General features: G+C 53.5%; 15 protein-coding genes and 4 pseudogenes. 12 read left to right on the top strand and 7 right to left on the bottom strand.

Annotated features, from left to right (window positions below):
- Positions 1 to 5 precede the first annotated feature (5 nt).
- Entirely contained in the window at positions 6 to 3,668 is a 3,663-nt protein-coding gene (locus tag FO014_RS14130; RefSeq protein ID WP_246167964.1) for a beta strand repeat-containing protein, read from the top strand.
- Positions 3,669 to 3,982: 314 nt separating this feature from the next.
- On the opposite strand, the pseudogene FO014_RS14135 reads toward FO014_RS14130, so the two are convergent.
- From FO014_RS14135 to FO014_RS14155, 5 genes and pseudogenes are all read right to left on the bottom strand, one after another.
- Positions 3,983 to 4,671, bottom strand: a pseudogene (locus FO014_RS14135) (IS3 family transposase); the annotation flags it as partial.
- A pseudogene (locus tag FO014_RS14140) lies at positions 4,665 to 5,303 on the bottom strand (transposase); the annotation flags it as partial. The pseudogenes FO014_RS14135 and FO014_RS14140, both read right to left, overlap by 7 nt.
- Positions 5,304 to 5,456: 153 nt before the next feature.
- Complete coding sequence (locus FO014_RS14145; protein WP_201282867.1) at positions 5,457 to 6,098, bottom strand: IbrB-like domain-containing protein; 642 nt, start codon at positions 6,096 to 6,098, stop codon at positions 5,457 to 5,459.
- The gene (locus FO014_RS14150) at positions 6,083 to 7,303 is read right to left on the bottom strand and encodes a phosphoadenosine phosphosulfate reductase (RefSeq protein ID WP_160029994.1); all 1,221 of its coding nucleotides are present in this window, start codon (positions 7,301 to 7,303) and stop codon (positions 6,083 to 6,085) included. The genes FO014_RS14145 and FO014_RS14150 overlap by 16 nt, the downstream gene beginning before the upstream one ends.
- 637 nt (positions 7,304 to 7,940) lie before the next feature.
- A pseudogene (locus tag FO014_RS14155) lies at positions 7,941 to 8,138 on the bottom strand (integrase core domain-containing protein); the annotation flags it as partial.
- Positions 8,139 to 9,071: 933 nt separating this feature from the next.
- Between FO014_RS14155 and FO014_RS14160 the strand changes: the two are divergent.
- From FO014_RS14160 to FO014_RS14210, 11 genes and pseudogenes are all read left to right on the top strand, one after another.
- Positions 9,072 to 9,959 carry an integrase domain-containing protein gene (locus FO014_RS14160; protein WP_160029996.1) on the top strand — a complete coding sequence of 296 codons (888 nt, stop codon included), beginning with the start codon at positions 9,072 to 9,074 and terminating at the stop codon, positions 9,957 to 9,959.
- An 813-nt stretch (positions 9,960 to 10,772) separates the two neighbouring features.
- Complete coding sequence (locus FO014_RS14165; RefSeq protein ID WP_160029997.1) at positions 10,773 to 11,111, top strand: hypothetical protein; 339 nt, start codon at positions 10,773 to 10,775, stop codon at positions 11,109 to 11,111.
- Between the two features lie 81 nt (positions 11,112 to 11,192).
- Positions 11,193 to 11,573, top strand: coding sequence for a hypothetical protein (locus FO014_RS14170; RefSeq protein ID WP_160029998.1), 381 nt, complete (start codon positions 11,193 to 11,195; stop codon positions 11,571 to 11,573).
- A complete protein-coding gene (locus FO014_RS14175; protein ID WP_160029999.1) occupies positions 11,545 to 12,009 on the top strand; it encodes a hypothetical protein in 465 nt (154 codons plus the stop codon). Before FO014_RS14170 ends, FO014_RS14175 begins: the two co-directional genes overlap by 29 nt.
- Positions 12,010 to 12,130: 121 nt before the next feature.
- On the top strand, positions 12,131 to 12,679 hold the full coding sequence (locus FO014_RS14180) for a hypothetical protein (protein ID WP_160030000.1): 549 nt from the start codon (positions 12,131 to 12,133) through the stop codon (positions 12,677 to 12,679).
- A gap of 72 nt (positions 12,680 to 12,751) precedes the next feature.
- On the top strand, positions 12,752 to 13,237 hold the full coding sequence (locus FO014_RS14185; protein ID WP_160030001.1) for a hypothetical protein: 486 nt from the start codon (positions 12,752 to 12,754) through the stop codon (positions 13,235 to 13,237).
- An 87-nt stretch (positions 13,238 to 13,324) separates the two neighbouring features.
- The gene (locus tag FO014_RS14190; RefSeq protein ID WP_160030002.1) at positions 13,325 to 13,927 is read left to right on the top strand and encodes a DUF3085 domain-containing protein; all 603 of its coding nucleotides are present in this window, start codon (positions 13,325 to 13,327) and stop codon (positions 13,925 to 13,927) included.
- Between the two features lie 80 nt (positions 13,928 to 14,007).
- A complete protein-coding gene (locus FO014_RS14195) occupies positions 14,008 to 15,021 on the top strand; it encodes an ArdC family protein (RefSeq protein WP_160030003.1) in 1,014 nt (337 codons plus the stop codon).
- A 12-nt stretch (positions 15,022 to 15,033) separates the two neighbouring features.
- Complete coding sequence (locus FO014_RS14200) at positions 15,034 to 15,300, top strand: TA system toxin CbtA family protein (protein ID WP_160030004.1); 267 nt, start codon at positions 15,034 to 15,036, stop codon at positions 15,298 to 15,300.
- A 114-nt stretch (positions 15,301 to 15,414) separates the two neighbouring features.
- Entirely contained in the window at positions 15,415 to 16,341 is a 927-nt protein-coding gene (locus tag FO014_RS14205; protein WP_160030005.1) for a DUF1281 domain-containing protein, read from the top strand.
- A 122-nt stretch (positions 16,342 to 16,463) separates the two neighbouring features.
- Positions 16,464 to 17,130, top strand: a pseudogene (locus tag FO014_RS14210) (N-6 DNA methylase).
- A gap of 55 nt (positions 17,131 to 17,185) precedes the next feature.
- Here FO014_RS14210 and FO014_RS14215 read toward each other — a convergent pair.
- Positions 17,186 to 17,461 carry a hypothetical protein gene (locus FO014_RS14215; protein ID WP_160030006.1) on the bottom strand — a complete coding sequence of 92 codons (276 nt, stop codon included), beginning with the start codon at positions 17,459 to 17,461 and terminating at the stop codon, positions 17,186 to 17,188.
- Between the two features lie 109 nt (positions 17,462 to 17,570).
- Entirely contained in the window at positions 17,571 to 18,203 is a 633-nt protein-coding gene (locus FO014_RS14220; protein ID WP_160030007.1) for a TetR/AcrR family transcriptional regulator, read from the bottom strand.
- Between the last annotated feature and the right edge of the window lie 99 nt (positions 18,204 to 18,302).

Consider the following 18,302-nt stretch of genomic DNA (forward strand, 5'->3'; position numbering starts at 1 on the left):
CCTCAGTGGACGGTATTAACACAGAGACTACAGTGACCTTCACCGCCAATGCCAGTGCGGCGACAGTCAGCAGCCTGAGCAGTGACGTGCCGACACAGGTGGCGGACGGCAGCAGCGCAATCACCTTTACGGCGGTGCTGAAGGACGGCAGCGGCAACCTGGTGGCGGAGGCGCCGGTGGCCTTCAGCACCACCGGCGGGACGCTGGCGCAGCCGAGCGTGACCACGAACGCTCAGGGCGAAGCCCGGGTGACGCTGACCAGCACCCAGGCCGGGGAGGTCACGGTAAGTGCGAAGGCCCAGGACAATGCGGCGGACAGAGGCCAGAGCCAGGCGGTGACCTTCACCGCCAATGCCAGTGCGGCGGCGGTCAGCAGCCTGAGCAGTGACGTGCCGACACAGGTGGCGGACGGCAGCAGCGCGATCACCTTTACGGCGGTGCTGAAGGACGGCAGCGGCAACCTGGTGGCGGAGGCGCCGGTGGCCTTCAGCACCACCGGCGGGACGCTGGCGCAGACGAGCGTGACCACGAACGCTCAGGGCGAAGCCCGGGTGACGCTGACCAGCACCCAGGCCGGGGAGGTCACGGTGAGTGCGAAGGCCCAGGACAATGCGGCGGACGGAGGCCAGAGCCAGGCGGTGACCTTCACCGCCAATGCCAGTGCGGCGGCGGTCAGCAGCCTGAGCAGTGACGTGCCGACACAGGTGGCGGACGGCAGCAGCGCAATCACCTTTACGGCGGTGCTGAAGGACGGCAGCGGCAACCTGGTGGCGGAGGCGCCGGTGGCCTTCAGCACCACCGGCGGGACGCTGGCGCAGCCGAGCGTGACCACGAACGCTCAGGGCGAAGCCCGGGTGACGCTGACCAGCACCCAGGCCGGGGAGGTCACGGTGAGTGCGAAGGCCCAGGACAATGCGGCGGACGGAGGCCAGAGCCAGGCGGTGACCTTCACCGCCAATGCCAGTGCGGCGGCGGTCAGCAGCCTGAGCAGTGACGTGCCGACACAGGTGGCGGACGGCAGCAGCGCGATCACCTTTACGGCGGTGCTGAAGGACGGCAGCGGCAACCTGGTGGCGGAGGCGCCGGTGGCCTTCAGCACCACCGGCGGGACGCTGGCGCAGACGAGCGTGACCACGAACGCCCAGGGCGAAGCCCGGGTGACGCTGACCAGCACCCAGGTCGGGGAGGTCACGGTGAGTGCGAAGGCCCAGGACAATGCGGCGGACGGAGGCCAGAGCCAGGCGGTGACCTTCATCGCCAATGCCAGTGCGGCGGCGGTCAGCAGCCTGAGCAGTGACGTGCCGACACAGGTGGCGGACGGCAGCAGCGCGATCACCTTTACGGCGGTGCTGAAGGACGGCAGCGGCAACCTGGTGGCGGAGGCGCCGGTGGCCTTCAGCACCACCGGCGGGACGCTGGCGCAGACGAGCGTGACCACGAACGCCCAGGGCGAAGCCCGGGTGACGCTGACCAGCACCCAGGCCGGGGAGGTCACGGTGAGTGCGAAGGCCCAGAATAACCCGGCGGACGGAGGCCAGAGCCAGGCGGTGACCTTCACCGCCAATGCCAGTGCGGCGACAGTCAGCAGCCTGAGCAGTGACGTGCCGACACAGGTGGCGGACGGCAGCAGCGCGATCACCTTTACGGCGGTGCTGAAGGACGGCAGCGGCAACCTGGTGGCGGAGGCGCCGGTGGCCTTCAGCACCACCGGCGGGACGCTGGCGCAGCCGAGCGTGACCACGAACGCTCAGGGCGAAGCCCGGGTGACGCTGACCAGCACCCAGGCCGGGGAGGTCACGGTAAGTGCGAAGGCCCAGGACAATGCGGCGGACGGAGGCCAGAGCCAGGCGGTGACCTTCACCGCCAATGCCAGTGCGGCGGCGGTCAGCAGCCTGAGCAGTGACGTGCCGACACAGGTGGCGGACGGCAGCAGCGCAATCACCTTTACGGCGGTGCTGAAGGACGGCAGCGGCAACCTGGTGGCGGAGGCGCCGGTGGCCTTCAGCACCACCGGCGGGACGCTGGCGCAGCCGAGCGTGACCACGAACGCTCAGGGCGAAGCCCGGGTGACGCTGACCAGCACCCAGGCCGGGGAGGTCACGGTGAGTGCGAAGGCCCAGGACAATGCGGCGGACGGAGGCCAGAGCCAGGCGGTGACCTTCACCGCCAATGCCAGTGCGGCGGCGGTCAGCAGCCTGAGCAGTGACGTGCCGACACAGGTGGCGGACGGCAGCAGCGCGATCACCTTTACGGCGGTGCTGAAGGACGGCAGCGGCAACCTGGTGGCGGAGGCGCCGGTGGCCTTCAGCACCACCGGCGGGACGCTGGCGCAGACGAGCGTGACCACGAACGCCCAGGGCGAAGCCCGGGTGACGCTGACCAGCACCCAGGCCGGGGAGGTCACGGTGAGTGCGAAGGCCCAGGACAATGCGGCGGACGGAGGCCAGAGCCAGGCGGTGACCTTCACCGCCAATGCCAGTGCGGCGACGGTCAGCAGCCTGAGCAGTGACGTGCCGACACAGGTGGCGGACGGCAGCAGCGCGATCACCTTTACGGCGGTGCTGAAGGACGGCAGCGGCAACCTGGTGGCGGAGGCGCCGGTGGCCTTCAGCACCACCGGCGGGACGCTGGCGCAGACGAGCGTGACCACGAACGCTCAGGGCGAAGCCCGGGTGACGCTGACCAGCACCCAGGTCGGGGAGGTCACGGTGAGTGCGAAGGCCCAGGACAATGCGGCGGACGGAGGCCAGAGCCAGGCGGTGACCTTCATCGCCAATGCCAGTGCGGCGGCGGTCAGCAGCCTGAGCAGTGACGTGCCGACACAGGTGGCGGACGGCAGCAGCGCGATCACCTTTACGGCGGTGCTGAAGGACGGCAGCGGCAACCTGGTGGCGGAGGCGCCGGTGGCCTTCAGCACCACCGGCGGGACGCTGGCGCAGCCGAGCGTGACCACGAACGCTCAGGGCGAAGCCCGGGTGACGCTGACCAGCACCCAGGTCGGGGAGGTCACGGTGAGTGCGAAGGCCCAGGACAATGCGGCGGACGGAGGCCAGAGCCAGGCGGTGACCTTTATAGCTGTTCTTAAGATCAGATCCTTACAAAGACTAAATAAAGAGCCGCAAAGCGAAGGTTTTTCGCCAAATGAAGGCTTCCCTACAACTGCAGTGAAAGATGGTAAAACATATTTCTCAATAAAATTAGAAGGAGGGCAAGAGCAAAGTAAAAAATGGTCAAGTTCAGACTCAAGCGTTGCAACCGTAGACAGTTCTGGGCATGTAATGTTGGCTGGTAATAAGGGAAATGTAACGATAACCATTTCTGACGATATCAGCAAAACTAATTACAGCTTTACAATTAAAAAAGTATTTACTTTATTAACAGGGCCTGCAGTGTCCCAAGTGGATGCTCAAATTCAGTGCTCAAAAGTTGGGCTGAGTCTTCCATTAGTCGAGGATATAACAAATGGCGGAACAACAAATCCTTATAAAGCAGTAGGGAATCTTTGGGGGGAGTGGGGTGATTTCCCAGCACTGTGGGGCCTGAGTCAAAGTCAATACATATATACGGGAACAGCAGACTCTAATAAATACACAATGGTTAATGGAATGGGGATACAAACATCATATTCTTATTCAGTATCTCATACATCTCAATTCTCTTGTATTTGAAATCATTTAGTGGTGTCTCACCGTTCGTTCTGGTAGACATTTAAAGTAAAAAGCCACCTCCTCAGGAGGTGGCTTAAGGTTGGCAACGAAAAGGCCTTTTCGAAGGCCCCAGGGCTCGGTTGTAGAAGACGTCAATGTAATCGAAGATATCGGCCCGGGTCAGTCCGATCCGGTATTCAGGATTATAGTAGACTGAGTATCCCAGTAACTACCACGCCAGCTCATATTCGGTGTCAGATTGTTGGCCCGGCAGAAGCGCTACAAGTCATCACTGCCATACTGACTGATCCTACTCACGTAATGTGGACACAGCCCTAAGCGAGGTTCTGGTTTTCAAATTGTTCTGGGTTGAGAGCACCACAGGCACTGTGGCTAGTCCAGTAATTGCACAACACTGCCGTTCGCATTATTTCCCGGCTGATAAAGTGTTCGCCGTGGATGCATTCCACCTTCAGCGAGTGGAAGAAGCTTTCCGCAAAGGCATTATCATAACAGTTACCTCTGACGCTCGTGCTGCCATATAGATTATATCATTTCAGCAAGGCTTGGTAATCCGATGAACAGTACTGGCCTCCAGGCTCGGTGTGAACGATAGCGTTTCTCGATTGCTTACGTCTCCACTGCACCATTTGCAGCGCATCGCAGGTAAGCTGTGCTGTCATACGTAGCCAATGACGATCCGAGACCACAAGTCGATGACCATGGCAAGATTATAGCCACCTTCATCTGTGCGAAGGTGCATGATGTCACCTACCCATTTCTGGTTCGGGCCACTGGCGCTGAAGTTCTGCTTCAACAGATTACTCTGCGACCGGCAGGCCATGCTCATGGTAACTGACCGGAGTGAACCGGCGCGAGGCATACCAGCTACTGCGGGCTGGTACATAGCTTTGATGCTGAAGTCAGCCTGATGCTTTCCGATAAAGACATACTTCATTTCAGGCGTTTGGTGAAGTATTTCGCGGCCTTTTGGATAAATAGCCAGCTCCTCGCCTCGTTCAGCAGGCAGGTATGTTCCAGGCGGGCATTTTGTACTGATGTTCCCTGTCGGACAACTGCTCCGATTCAGGTTTTCCATAAGACTCCCTGCACGGTAACGGCTCATCGGGACGCCGTTTTGAGTCAGCATGTTAGCCAGAGTGCGCGAGCCTGCTGGTTCCATACCCAGCGTATTTCGCTACACAGCCTGACTTACGCGGGGTTAACAGTGTCATGTCGTTTTTGCCAGTACCGGTAGCTGCTGCGGTGTATTGCCGAAGCGGAACAGAGGCTGACAACCGTGTGGCTCTCAATCAGTCTGGCGGTTATCGTGAACCGTTCAATTGAGTCGGACATCAAGAGTGCGGTAGCCTTTATTAATATCGAATTTTGTTCTTCCAGGCGGCGAAGCTGCTTTTCCTGCCCGCGAATATGTGCATAGGGCGTAACACCCTGACGCTCTCTCCTGAGCTGGCGTACCCAACTCTCAAACGTGGTAGAACCCACATCCATCGCTTCACTGGTTGGTCGGATATGATATGAGTAGCCCTTATTAACAATCAGCAGTGCACATCCCAGTCTGAATTCTGGGGTGAACGTACGTTTGGTTTTCTTGTTCATTAAGTCACCTGTTTTGTGTTGAGGTGAGAATATCACCTCAACACAAAACAGGTGGACGAATTTACTGTGCCACTATACCTCGTGTTTTGTATAAGGATTCGACACTCATATCAAAACCGGTAACTTTCAATCTTTCAAGGCTATGTGTCAGATAATGTCGCGATTAATATATTTAACTAATCGAAAAATTTAAAGGACCGTCCAAGCAGAACTAAACTCTTCATCCTGAAAAAGGTCTGCAAGGCCACTTATCTGTTTCAGGCGTAACACTTCATCTCTATCCATTCCCAGCTCCTGACCAATACGTTCATCCGTCCATCCGAGCCGAGTAAGGTCTCTAACAATATCCGACATCGACGTTATCTTATGTTTACCTCTTGCTCGATTATGCCTGATGGTGGAAGCTATCCGCTCAGGCTGTCCTTTCCGATTCGGATTGATACAACTGACAGGCAGCCAGCCTTTAAGACGTTTTCCTGCCTCAGACTCCCGTCTGGCCAGTAATTGCCGGTGAAAACCATCTACGACCAAATACTGCCCTTTGCCTTCAGATACCACTATGGGTTGAGTAAAGCCATCTTCCTGTAACGAATGTTGAAGCAGCTTTTTCTCTCCTGCCGCCATGACGTTGGGATTGTAATCATTGGCGACCACCTCTTCCGCTTTCACCCACAGTACGAGGTCCACTGGCTCATGGGCAAAAGGGCTAAGTTCATGGAATATCTTACGAAGATAATTGAGGGCTGCGATCTTTTCATCATCAGAGTCAAGCTGGCTGAAATACCGAGTAATGAATTTGGCGATTTGTTCCTTAGTTATAATATCCCCCATTCTTTCCTCCTTTGTTTAATGCGTTCCTGATAACGTTCGTAGTACCGGGGTTTATTAGGACTGAAAGACAATGTTCGACACCAATAGTCATTTTTGATCAAAGTCTTACATATCCTTCTCCAAGAGGGTATATCCCTGCTTCCCAAGTCATTATCCTGTTCATCCGGGATATCGTCCGGACAGCCGTGCGTCTGATACCAGCGCAGATATACGGCTATCTTATTCCGGTAATGCTCAGCCGTTTTTTGCGGCATGACATCCAGCAGAAACATGGCATAACTGCGCCATGAATGATGTGCAGGTTTGGAAATACGTTTACGCAGGGCAAAATAAGCGCCACTTTCATTGGCATAAATGGCCCCACTGGCCGCTCCGGATACACGGGTACACATTCGGGCCCAAGTCTCAGGCTCCAGAACATGGTATAGCCATAGTCCTCGGCGCTGTTCGGGGCCAAACGGCTCACAGACACGCATATTGTACAGAGGAACACCAGCCCTATACATCAGGTCATATAGCGGATTGTAAATTGCCCCCGTTCGGGCGTGGTAAATCCAGATATCCCGAGCTTTCCAGTCATACAAAGGATTCATCGTGTAATAAAACCCCTCCGGAGAAGCCGTTGTCCAAGGCTTGTCATCCGCATAGCGAAGTTTGCGCTGGTTGGTCAGGCTAATGAATCTATTCAGGGATTCATCTGCACGGACGCCGGTCAGTATGGCCACACCACATTGATTCCGTGTGAACCATGCCGAAAATGCCGGAACAAACTCTTCAAACGTCATGGCATACCTGTAAAAAGGGAAATACGCCATGTCGGTAATGGCATCTTCCGGAGGCTGACGGACCCATTCCAATCCTGGTTCCCAGCATACCCATTCCGGTTGAAACACAGATACGCCATTTACTGTGGTCAATGGGAGGGACACCCAGAAAAATGTCTCGCTCACATCACAGTATAGTTCCCGCATTTTCCGCACATGCTCAATCGTGCTCTGATACTGAGCTTCCCAGTCAATAAACAGAACGGAAAATCTCCGACGTTTCCTGCGAGCAACTGTGGCGACAATATGAAATAGGACTGTCGAATCCTTGCCCCCAGAGAAAGATAGGCAAACCTGAGTAAAGGTATCGAATATCCATTCGACACGGCGAGTTGCTGCTAACATTACGCTTTCATTAATTCTTATTTTTTTATGTCCCATAAAAATCCACCTAATTTAACCACAAGTAAACCAAGTTTGTGTTGATGCTACTCATCCACCTAACAGACCACCGACCAATATATATTAAATATATTTGAGGGTTGTTTCATCTATTTGTTGGTTTAATTTTGTATTTTGGTCGGACTGCTGGAGTCATGGTTAGCGACACAGTGAAAAAACACGCTTCTCAACAAAGAGGCGGAAAAGCTTGGTGTCATTTATGAATATTCTTAATTAACTCGTATTTTTAATGAAAGGTTGGGATTGATGGATGCACTTATATTTATTAAGGGGGTAATAAATATCCTGATTATTTTTATCTTATTTTTTTGTTAATGGATATGTGTTGGGGTTATAATCTATGCGAATCGTTATCTGTGGCAGATATGGACAGCCCTTTTAAACTGATTACCGTCAAAGCTTTATCATAGTCACTCATGAAAAATTAAATCTTACAGAAAGTATGGGTTTACCAAATAATTGATACGCCAAAAAGCGTTACGCCAGCTGTAACGGCATTCCTCTCTCTTTACAAAACTTCACCCAGTTTTCCTTATATCTGATAGGCGGCCACTTAACATAAAAGTGCTTATGCATCCCGTAACAGGTGACTAATCCTGACATAGGTTGACACTTTTCAACCTGAAAACGCCCTATGAACTTCATAAGGCATTTTGTATTTCAGCGACAGATGTGGTCGTCGAGTGTTGTAGATTTCCACTGACTCCCTGGCCATTTTTTTGTCTGCACGATGTCTTCCAGTTTGCCGAGCAGGTATTCCGTTTATCTTCTCTACCAACGCATTCTGATAGCAGTCATATCCGTCCGTCAAATTGACAGCTTTCTGTAGGATCGCTTACCCTAGCCGTGTTGTATCGTCGTCCTCGGACGACCATCCAATGTCTCAGCACTCTGTGAGAGACGCCTTCGGGTGAGTGCCATCCAATGTTTCATGTGATCTGTGAGAAACGCCTTCGGGTGGTCACAATATCCTCGTAGCCTGGAAGAGGATGCCCATGTGGCGGTACCTCCGTTTACCCTTTGAGAACGGAGATCACGACTGTGATGAAGGTTCATTAACGACTCAACCGCGCCAGTCCTGGTACGGTTCCTTTCACCAATGACGTATGTATTACGTCTTTCAGCGATAAAGCTCGCCATGGCGAGGTTTTATGCTTCAACGTTTTGATTCTTTTATCTTTTACGACGTGTTGCTGACGATGCGACTTTTGAACGCACGTATAAGGCTATTTGGTACATTTGGCCGCTTACGTGAGTCTCATTAGGAGCAGAGGAGCGCGCGTCACTTGTGAAGTGGCGAAGACACTACCAAGTGACGCGCGTAGCGCATAACGTCTCAACCCACGCACGACGTGGCTTTCAACGTTTTACTACCATCTGACCAACACGTACTCCGTGCCAGTACGGTTTTAAACATCCATTAACTTCAACGTAATTACGACGGAAAACACCGTTTTGAACGTTTCACTATCTAAAAGGAGGAAATCGACTCGGTATCGATGGCGACACTACGAACAGTAGTGTGTGGAAGCAGTCTGACGAACGTCAGCCCGGCGTAAGCCGCGAACAGGTCAGAGACCTGGGGAGCTTCGAAATAACTCAACATTTCGCCGCCCCGATGCACAGATACCAGTCGAGACGCAGGAAGCGCAAAAGTAACCGTGTCGTCGGGGTTGAAATTATCGGGATACAGATCCGTCTGCTTTGTGGAAAGCAGAGGGGTGTGTATCCCGTGGGAGGAGAAGTTATGTCAAAGCTCAGCAAGCAGTTGGTTACGCTCGCCCGCCAGGGACGAGGGAGTTTTAAAACCGTCGCAGACCGTTCGAGAATAGCAGAGCGTTTTGCTGAACGCCTTGCGAAATTAAATATCCAAATCCGTGATGTAAAACACGTCAAGACGTCTCATATCGAAAAATATATTAGTAGCCGTATGGCTGAGGATATATCAAAACGTACACTCCAAAATGAAATGGCAGCGGTCCGTTCGATCATGTCAGTCGCCGGACGGAATAAACTCGCTGACCCTTCGCATGATAAGTTGAGTAACCAGGCATTAGGCATCTCAGGGGCAAGTCGCGACGGAACTAAAACGCCACTTCCGGATGATAAGTTGGCTGCAATTGTTAACTATGCTTTTAAAAAAGACGAGGGCGTGGCAATTGGTGTGCAATTGTCTCGTTACCTGGGTTTGAGAACAGAAGAAACAGTTCAGTCGGCAAAATCTCTAAAAACCTGGACGCAAGCCATCTTGAATGGTAACGATAGGGTTAAGGTGATTTTTGGGACTAAAGGGGGGCGGGCCCGGGAAACAACAGTATTGAATCGCGAGAAGGTCTTGTCCATTTTGGATAAGGCGATAAAGCATTGTGGTGAGAATAGAGGGAAGCTGATTGATAAGCCGTCTCTGCATACCGCGATAGAACGATACAGAAATATCGTACGTGACGCAGGGATGATTGGAAAGGATGCACCCCATAGTTTGCGATATGCCTATGCCAGGGATGCTGTAACACATCATGTCAAAAATGGCATGAGCAGAGATGAAGCAAATGCATTGGTCTCGATGGATTTAGGTCATGGGGATGGTCGGGGACGTTATATTCGACAAGTCTATTTTAAAAATGATATTGAGTAAGTAGTGTTAAGCGGTCGCAGCTCACACAGGGCTGCGACCTCCAAAAAATTATTTAAAACCTACGTTTTATATTGGTCAAGATGTGATTTTGGATTATAATTTTATTTGTTTGTGATTGTTTTGGGGGGGGCGTATGCTCATTTTCATATCGTACATTTTATTCTTGGTAGGTTCGGTTGTCTTACCATACAAAAAACTATTCTCATATGTAAGTGGGTTTCCCAATGTTAGGATCATTGCCACTGGTTTGATTCTAATATTCCTGCCTTTCCAGAAGATAAATAGACAATGATGCTTTATTCCTTGCGATACGGAAACTAATTGATAATGAGCTTGTATCCGGTTTTCTGCTGCAGTATATGAAGGTGTCCATCATAGATATTGCACCTGCGCATTTTTGCAATATCACCACGACTATACATAGCCAAAGTATGCCGATGCTGTAAGAGTGTCAATATATCGTTTCTCTGGGGTTGACACATCTAAGGTTTGCTCTGAAAATGAACAGGCTTACTTGTTGTCTTCGGACAACCAGCCAATGCTTCAGCACTCTGTGAGAAGCGCCTTCGGGTGAGTGCCAACCAAAGTTTCAGCGGTCTGTGAGAAACGCCTTCGGGTGACTGCAAATAGCCTCGTAGCCTGAAAGAGGAAGCCCCCAGTGGCGGTAACCCTGTTTAACCTTTGAGAACAGGGATCACTTAACGGTGATGAAGGTCATGACTGATGTACTGACGATTGCGATTACCGCAGTCCAATCCCCCGGGGAGATACCTTCCCCTCGGGCTGGTGTTTCCCCATTACAGGAGATACACCATGTCTGTTTTTACTTCTTCAGTTGTTCCTGATTTCTTCTCAACCCTGCACCGTGTCAAATCGGCTGTACAGCGAATACCTTTTCGCATGACGCCGCCGCGTTTTACTGACTGGTACGTCAATGCAGCAGGTAATTTTGCCGTTCGCGCGCATGTTATCTGCAGTGATGATGGTTCGGTCAGCGCGTTACTGACGCTGCGCAAAGGTTGGTACAAAGGAGAATATACCTACGCAAGCACCCATGTTGTGCTGCCTTGCAAACATACCGAGCGCAGAAAAGCCTACCGACTCGCCTGTCAGCAGGCCGAGCATTTGGCCAGACTGCGTTACCGTTTTTAAAGCGGTCGCTTTAACACCCTACACCCTGACGGGATTTACTCCCGTTCAGGGGGTAAGTCCATATTATAAGAGGATTTACCGATGAATACGCAAATTAACTTCCGCACGAATGTTTTCGACCTCAAGACGTCACAGGACGTGCTTTTCTACCTTTGCGCGATTGAAAGCGAGCTCTATACCGCAAGAGCCTATCAACGACTCGGACTCTGCCAGCAGCGGGAAGCGCCTTGTGAGCTGACCGACTTGGAAAACATCGTTGTCAGTGTCGGTGAGGCTTTTGGTTTTTTCCTCTACTTTCTGCAGAGGGATGTTTTGCCGACGTTGTCTGAAGCTGGCCGGGAAGTATTGAGCAACCTGGACCGTCTTGGCAACGACGCCGGCAAAGACGCGTGGGCGTGGAGCATGTCCAACGGCAAGGTTAACGGTGAAGCCGATGAAGCCATTGCGGCGCTCGGCTTCTGAGTTTGAAAACAATGACATTGCGACGACGATACAGTTGTCGGCGCTCAACCCTGTCGGGGATTTATCCATGAATACCACTATCGATTATCTGAAAACCCCTCTCGATATGCTGCGCTATCTGTGCATGCTCGAAAGCGAGCTGATGAGCGCGCGAGCGTTCCATCGGCTTGGTTTTGACGTGGAGCGCGATTCGGCAAGCGGTATGACGCTCGTCGAGGTTGCGGTTCATAGTGCCGGCTTTGCGTTTGGGTATTTCCTGTTTGCTCTGCAGAGGAACGGCTTACCCTCACTTTCCGAAACCGGAAAGGGTGTGATGAATGCCCTGGACAAAATAGGGAAGGAAGTTAACGCATCTGTCTGGGAACGCGCCGTCAATGAGGGAAAACGTGACAGAGAATCTGACGAAGTGATTGCTGCTTTCAATACAGAGTATTGAAGCGCAGTGGTTCAATCGAATAACCAACACGGCTCCTGAGGGAGTCAGCAGTACACCCTGACGGGATTTATTCCCGTCCGGGGGATAAATCCCCCCATTTTTTGTATCTGGAGGATTTATCGTGAGTACTACCGTGTATTTTGACGCACCACCGTCCCAGGACGCGTGGATTGATTTTACCCTGGCGGTGACCGAGATGTTTTGGTTGTTGCCGGCATCCGCCAGACCTGCAGGTATTGATGCGGCGGGGCAGCTGTTTGCCGGCTGCGCATTTGCAGGTGCTGGTATCCGTCTGTCGTCATGGCCGGCCGATAACCTGCCCGTGCAGGAGATTGTCCCGGGGAACGAGGCGTCGGATTTCTTTAACCGCCTGGTACTCATCCTGATACACAATCTGTGTCCTGGATGCGTGCGCATTGAGCGGGAGCTGTCCAGCCAATCAGGCTGGGAGCAACCGCTGCTATGGCTGCGTCATCATCTGCAGCGTCCGGCGCTTTCTGCACCGGGAGATGTTGACGCCGCAGCGATGGGGGATAGCTCGATCCGTTTGCACCTTGAACGGTATCGAGACAGTTTGTGCAATGCCGAGATCCCGTACCACTGGCGCGTTATTACGTGGATGGATGAGGTGTTGTCCCAACGCAGAAAGTTGACTCAACGCGTCGCCTGATTGAGGCGCGCACTTACCCGGCAGGGCCTCCCTGCAGGGGAGCTCCTGTCTGTTTATCGAGAGGAGTGACCCATGGGGCTTGATATTAACTTTTTCCATCAGCGTAAAGCTGACTATCCGATGTTGCCGGTAAACGGCGACTGGACACCCGTTGGTGACTGGGTGCCGTGTTCACCAGCGTGGCTGGAGGACGGCGGTGATTGCGCGCAGGCGCCACGAATATACAACCATAAAACATGTAACCACTACCATCCGCCGCTGCTGGTTAACACCTGTCATTTTCGTGGGTTTACTGCGTTGATGCACTGGGTGGCCAACAGTGTCGGGGACGTCAAAAGCGGTGAGCTGATGGCGTTCGACCGCAACGACGTCCAGATGCTGCAGATGCTGTTGTCACGATTGAATGAAGCGAACTGCCATGAGGAGCTCCCTTCAGAATGCCGCGACTACGGCGATGTCTACTGGATGCTGGTCGACTCACTGAAAACGTACGTTAACAGCGTACTGACCGGCTTCGATTTTAGCCGGCATCACCTTTACTTCCGGGCATCGTGGTAACACCACCGCGCTGGCCATAACGTTTTATTTCCCTGGAGGGGCTTTCCCTCCGGGGGAAGTCGTCTCCGCTTTTTAAGGAGACTTAGCATGTTGCACTTTGACCCTGAGGCATTGCGCCTGGTCGTTGCCGAAGTTAAGGCCAATCAGTGCGAACTGGTGCTGGCCAAAGACGACGGCGTTTACCTGATATCAGCAGTGGCCGAACGTGGCGATACGGGCCGCGTGAAGCACATAGCGTATGCCGATGGCTGTCATCCGGAAAAGGATGACGCCTGGTACGAAACCTCCCGCGTGTTGGTGGGAGGCGACGACTTTTGTGAGCATCTGCAGCTGACCGACGAAAGCATAGAACGAATACTTTCAGACGGCTTTGAGCTCTGGATACACGTGCTGCACGACCAGATCCATGTGCATGAGTCACTCATCACCTGGGTGCCGGTGGCCGAGTACCGTCATATCATTAACCGCATGCAGCGCCTGGCTCATGTCCATTACCGGGCATGCGTGGGCAACGCGGAGTACAAACGATGGCGCGTCAGCGCCATCGACCTGCTGGCGATCGCCAGTCATACCGACGCTAAACGGGCGAAACCGGACGACAGGGAGGAATTTCTCTCTATGTTCGAACGTCTGTATCACCTGGCCGACACGGTTAATGCGGAAGGGGCGATCCGTTTCCCTGCACGTTAATCGTTAACCCATTCTTTGTCCCCTGGGGCGTATTCTTCGCCGCCAGGGGAGGAGTGTGCCTTATTACTGAGGAGCCTCCCATGAGAAAGAAATCATCATCACGACCAGCGAAAAAACAGCCTGAACGTCCCGACCTGTATCAACAGGTGACGGACAAAATCATCGCCGCCATCGAGCGCGGTACGCTGCCGTGGCGCAAGCCCTGGCAGACGGACCGCTCCCGGAGCGCACAGGGGGCGGTGATGCCGCTCAACGGCACCACCGGTAACTTTTACAGCGGCGTCAATGTGCTGCTGCTGTGGTTGTCTGCCTGTGACCAGGGTTTCAACTCTAACCGTTGGCTGACCTATCTGCAGGCGGAAGCCGCCGGTGGCCATGTGCGTGCCGGCGAGAAGGCGACGCTTGCCGTGGTCTTCAAGCCCTGGGAAAAGGATGCGAAGGATGCCGACGGCCGGCAGTTGTTTGACGACGAAGGGAACGCCCTGAAAGAGCGTATCCCGATGCTGAAGTCGCTGTACCTGTTCAATGTCTGCCAGTGTGACGGACTCCTGGATGACGTGGTTGGCGCACTGCCGGCAGACGCTCCGGAAGAGGAGTCCCGACAGGTTGATGAGCGAATACAGGCGCAGGTCAGCACAATGGTGGAGGACTGCGGTGTTCACCTTGAGCATGTTTACCAGAACAGGGCGTTTTACACCCCGAGCCGGGACCTGATTGTGCTGCCGGAAGTCCGGCAGTTTAAGACGGAATCGGACTACTGGTCGACGTTGTTGCATGAGCTGGTGCACAGCACCGGCCATGCAACACGTCTTAACCGGGAGGGGATAACCTCTTCTTCACGTAAGCGGGGTGACCCGGTCTATGCGTTTGAGGAGCTGGTTGCCGAGCTGGGCAGTGCATTTCTCTGTGCCCGTGTCGGCGTTGCCGGCGACGTCCAGCATGAGAACTACCTGGAAGGGTGGCTGAAAATCATGAAGGAAGACAAACGTGCGCTGTTCCGCGCGAGCAGCCTGGCGCGTCAGGCGACCGAATTTTTGTTAATGCCGGCGGCAGAGACAGAAGCGGTAAAGATTGACACCGCCCAGGCGGCCTGACGGGGAGGCACTATGACCGAGGAACAACACCACTGGCAGACCGTTGCCGGCGCGCTTTTGAGCCGGCATTACGGACTGGCACTGAACGACACGGACCTTTGCGAAGAGGTCTGCGTCATTGCCTTGCAGGAGGCCGGTCTTCGGCCGTATGAGGCGATTAACGACCTGGCTGAGAAATTCGACCTCGAACGTATCGATGTCAGTGACTATCAGCAGCTGTCGCCGGCGATCCGCCTGGCCCATGAGTTACGGGTTGTACGCGAACTGTCCGGCCACTGACGGCGGTTGAGCCAACAGGCTGACCGCCACTGTTTTACACCTTAACCCAACGGGGGAGATGCTCCCCCGATGGGGGACGTCTCTCTTTTTTCTTGAATGAAGAGGAGAACTACCATGTCTAACTGGTGCAAAAACCGTTTAGTTGTTACCGGCCAATCCGTGTTTGTCGACGAGCTGCAGCAGTGGGTGAATGGCCATGTCGTTCCTGACTACCGCCATGCCATCCAGCAAAGCTGCAGGATGTTCCTGGCAGGCTGTGCCGGCATCTTGAAGCCGGCCACGGTAAAACCGGGGGTTTATGTCCCTTATCCCGGTTTACTGGCACATCCTGGTGTGTCGTCGGCACAGAACCTGGCTTTTGAGCAGTGGTTCTGGTTGCTGAAAGCCGATGCGCCGTTAACGGCTGAAAACATCCGTCAGATTGAGCGGCTCTACAGCCAGTCCGGGATAGCGTCAGTCAAGTGGGAGAACATCCCGCCACTTGCCCAGGCGCGAATAGCGGACGTCATCGAGCGCCAGTTTGCCGACTGGTTCGGCATGGTGGGGCTTGACGGCCAGGTGGATGCCGGCAGCTGCTGGGAGCGGCTCGGGAATATGCCCGAGTATACCGTGCCCTGCGACATGCTGATGTTAATCCCCACGCGTCTGGCGACAGAGCTGAACGGCGCCGGCGGCGCGCTGCTGCGTGATGTGCCGGCAACGGTTGACCTGTACGGTCGTCAGTACGGCATTGAATGGCCCTGTGGCCACAACGTCGGTTGTGTGCGTGACAGCATCAATGTCCTGACGGTGCACTTTGATTCTCCGTGGTACGCGCCGGCAGGCGAAGTGATCGGGGAGCTGTCAAAGCAGTTCAGCTGCCAGGTTGAGCACAGCTGGCACATGTCCGACGCCGGTCGTAGCGGTTACGACCGTTACGACCATGGCGAACATGTCGATGGCGGCCGAATAGAGCCGGAAGTCCTGGGCGGTGAGGTGATCCAGTTTACCTATGCCGACAAGGACTCCTTGCCGTTACCACCCAACGCCGTAGCGAGTTAAGCGCCCGCTGCAGCACTGACGTTAAACGATGGCCACCGGATTTTTCCGGTGGTCTTTTTTCATCCCTCGGGGAACATTGTTTCCCGCCCGGGATACGTGTTCCCTTTTTTCGGAGAACACGTATGTCCGGACTTATTAACCATGAAAAAGCGTTCATCTCACTCTTCAATGAGACGGCGCGCTATCACCGGCGCGCGAAGGTGTTTGAGGACTTCGTCAGCTGCAGCGTCATCGCGCTGGAGAACCGTCTTTGCTTCAACCAAAAGCGGGAAGACAAGTACCTGCAGATCGTCAACGGCTATGAGAAAACGGACGTCAGTCGCATGGCGCAGCTGCTTGCCCTGGTGTCGACGAGCATGATGGATCAATTCAATGATTTCCTGGGAAAGGTCTTCATGCAGCTGGATCTGGGGGACAAATACCGCGGCCAGTTTTTCACACCCTGGGACGTCAGCAGGATGATGGCGCAGATATCCCTGGGCGATGTTGACACCATTTTCCGGGATAAACCGTTCATTACCCTTGCCGAACCGGCGTGCGGTGCCGGCTGTATGGTGCTGGCCTATGCCGATGTACTTAATCAGGCGGGCTATCTGTCACACCGCCATATGTGGGTGTCAGCGACGGATATTGACCCGCAGGCGGTATATCCAGCTGTCGCTCTGTGGTGTCGCGGGGGAAGTGGTGATCGGCAACTCACTGCATAACGAGCGTCGCCGAATACTTTATACACCTGGTCACTATTTGGGGAACTGGCCAGCGCGTTTGAAATCGAAACGGGTTGCCTGATGAAGGGGCGACTTAATTAACCAATTGCCGGCATATTGCCGGCTTTTTATGGTGTTCAGTCTTTCTGGATAATCAGTTGCGCATAAGTTTTGGTAGGATCAGGAGAATCAGCCTGATCAGTTTGCTGAACAATTTTCCAGCCCTCTTTTGCCAGTTGTGGAATAGTGCCGGAAACCCCGCCTCCGCAAGTAAATACGGTGCTATCATTCAGCGCGGGATTCGCCGCAGTTCCCGACACTGCTGGAGATTTACAAACGTGAGCTTCGCCAGCGCTGGCAACACCGACGAAAGACAGTGAAATCAGCGCGGCCAGATAAGTAAAGTATTTCATAAGCATCTCTCTTGTTTGGGTGAAGAACGAGTAGTTTCATTGTATCAAAAATGAACCAACCAGCTGTAACTTACTGGGATCTTATCAAATATCTATTATGTAATCCTTTTTAGTCGCCAACCGTTTTATTAATTTCCTGTGTTGCTTGCTGCAACATCAGTCTGGCGCCCCAGGTCGTCAGATCAGAAATTTCATTCTGATCCAGTCCGAAGGTGTCTTTGAGTATGGTCATGGCTTCCGTTCCGTACAGAACGGACATCAGCATGACCAGCTTTTCCACTTTTTCCGGTGGGAGTTGTGACTCTAGCGGTGCTAATGCCTCAGTGAGCGCTTCACGGCGGTTACTCTTTTTCAGCAGTCTGCTTTCTTCAGCAGACTCCTCATCTTGATGCCGGCTCTGCCAGCGCTGTTGCGCAATACGCATGGCATCGCGCATCAGGGCCTCATGGGAATTCAGCTCGCCATATCCCCAGCTCATCAGCCTGGCAATATTCTCTTCGGGATCGTCTCCCATTTTGGGTTTTTCAAAAGCGCCAATCACTTTATGCACGACATACTCCACGAATTCGCTGTGCGTGCTGAAATAGGTTTTGAGGGTGACTTTGGCGTACTCCGCTTCACGCGTGATTTCTTCAGCGGTTGGGAATTTGTTCTCCTTGTACAGCTTGAGTGCTGCGTTTGTTAACCGCTCTAAGGTTCTCCGACGGACCGGCGACAGGTTGTTTTCATCAAAGAGAATCATGGTCTTGGTGTAGCCCTCGATATAAAATTTATCTCACGATATAAAAATATCTTGTGAGATATAAAATATTAGCCTAGCTTTATATTGCACGATATCAAT

The organism is Serratia rhizosphaerae, assembly GCF_009817885.1.
In the GTDB taxonomy this organism is placed as follows: Bacteria; Pseudomonadota; Gammaproteobacteria; order Enterobacterales; family Enterobacteriaceae; genus Serratia_B; species Serratia_B rhizosphaerae.

Bases quoted from the DNA above. Each gene is read 5' to 3' on its own strand.
- FO014_RS14205 (WP_160030005.1), top strand. From the start codon at position 15,415: ATGTCTAACTGGTGCAAAAACCGTTTAGTTGTTACCGGCCAATCCGTG.
- FO014_RS14185 (WP_160030001.1), top strand. From the start codon at position 12,752: ATGGGGCTTGATATTAACTTTTTCCATCAGCGTAAAGCTGACTATCCG.
- FO014_RS14215 (WP_160030006.1), bottom strand. From the start codon at position 17,461: ATGAAATACTTTACTTATCTGGCCGCGCTGATTTCACTGTCTTTCGTC.
- FO014_RS14190 (WP_160030002.1), top strand. From the start codon at position 13,325: ATGTTGCACTTTGACCCTGAGGCATTGCGCCTGGTCGTTGCCGAAGTT.
- FO014_RS14195 (WP_160030003.1), top strand. From the start codon at position 14,008: ATGAGAAAGAAATCATCATCACGACCAGCGAAAAAACAGCCTGAACGT.
- FO014_RS14160 (WP_160029996.1), top strand. From the start codon at position 9,072: ATGTCAAAGCTCAGCAAGCAGTTGGTTACGCTCGCCCGCCAGGGACGA.
- FO014_RS14165 (WP_160029997.1), top strand. From the start codon at position 10,773: ATGTCTGTTTTTACTTCTTCAGTTGTTCCTGATTTCTTCTCAACCCTG.
- FO014_RS14150 (WP_160029994.1), bottom strand. From the start codon at position 7,303: ATGGGACATAAAAAAATAAGAATTAATGAAAGCGTAATGTTAGCAGCA.
- FO014_RS14200 (WP_160030004.1), top strand. From the start codon at position 15,034: ATGACCGAGGAACAACACCACTGGCAGACCGTTGCCGGCGCGCTTTTG.
- FO014_RS14170 (WP_160029998.1), top strand. From the start codon at position 11,193: ATGAATACGCAAATTAACTTCCGCACGAATGTTTTCGACCTCAAGACG.
- FO014_RS14220 (WP_160030007.1), bottom strand. From the start codon at position 18,203: ATGATTCTCTTTGATGAAAACAACCTGTCGCCGGTCCGTCGGAGAACC.
- FO014_RS14145 (WP_201282867.1), bottom strand. From the start codon at position 6,098: ATGGGGGATATTATAACTAAGGAACAAATCGCCAAATTCATTACTCGG.
- FO014_RS14175 (WP_160029999.1), top strand. From the start codon at position 11,545: ATGAAGCCATTGCGGCGCTCGGCTTCTGAGTTTGAAAACAATGACATT.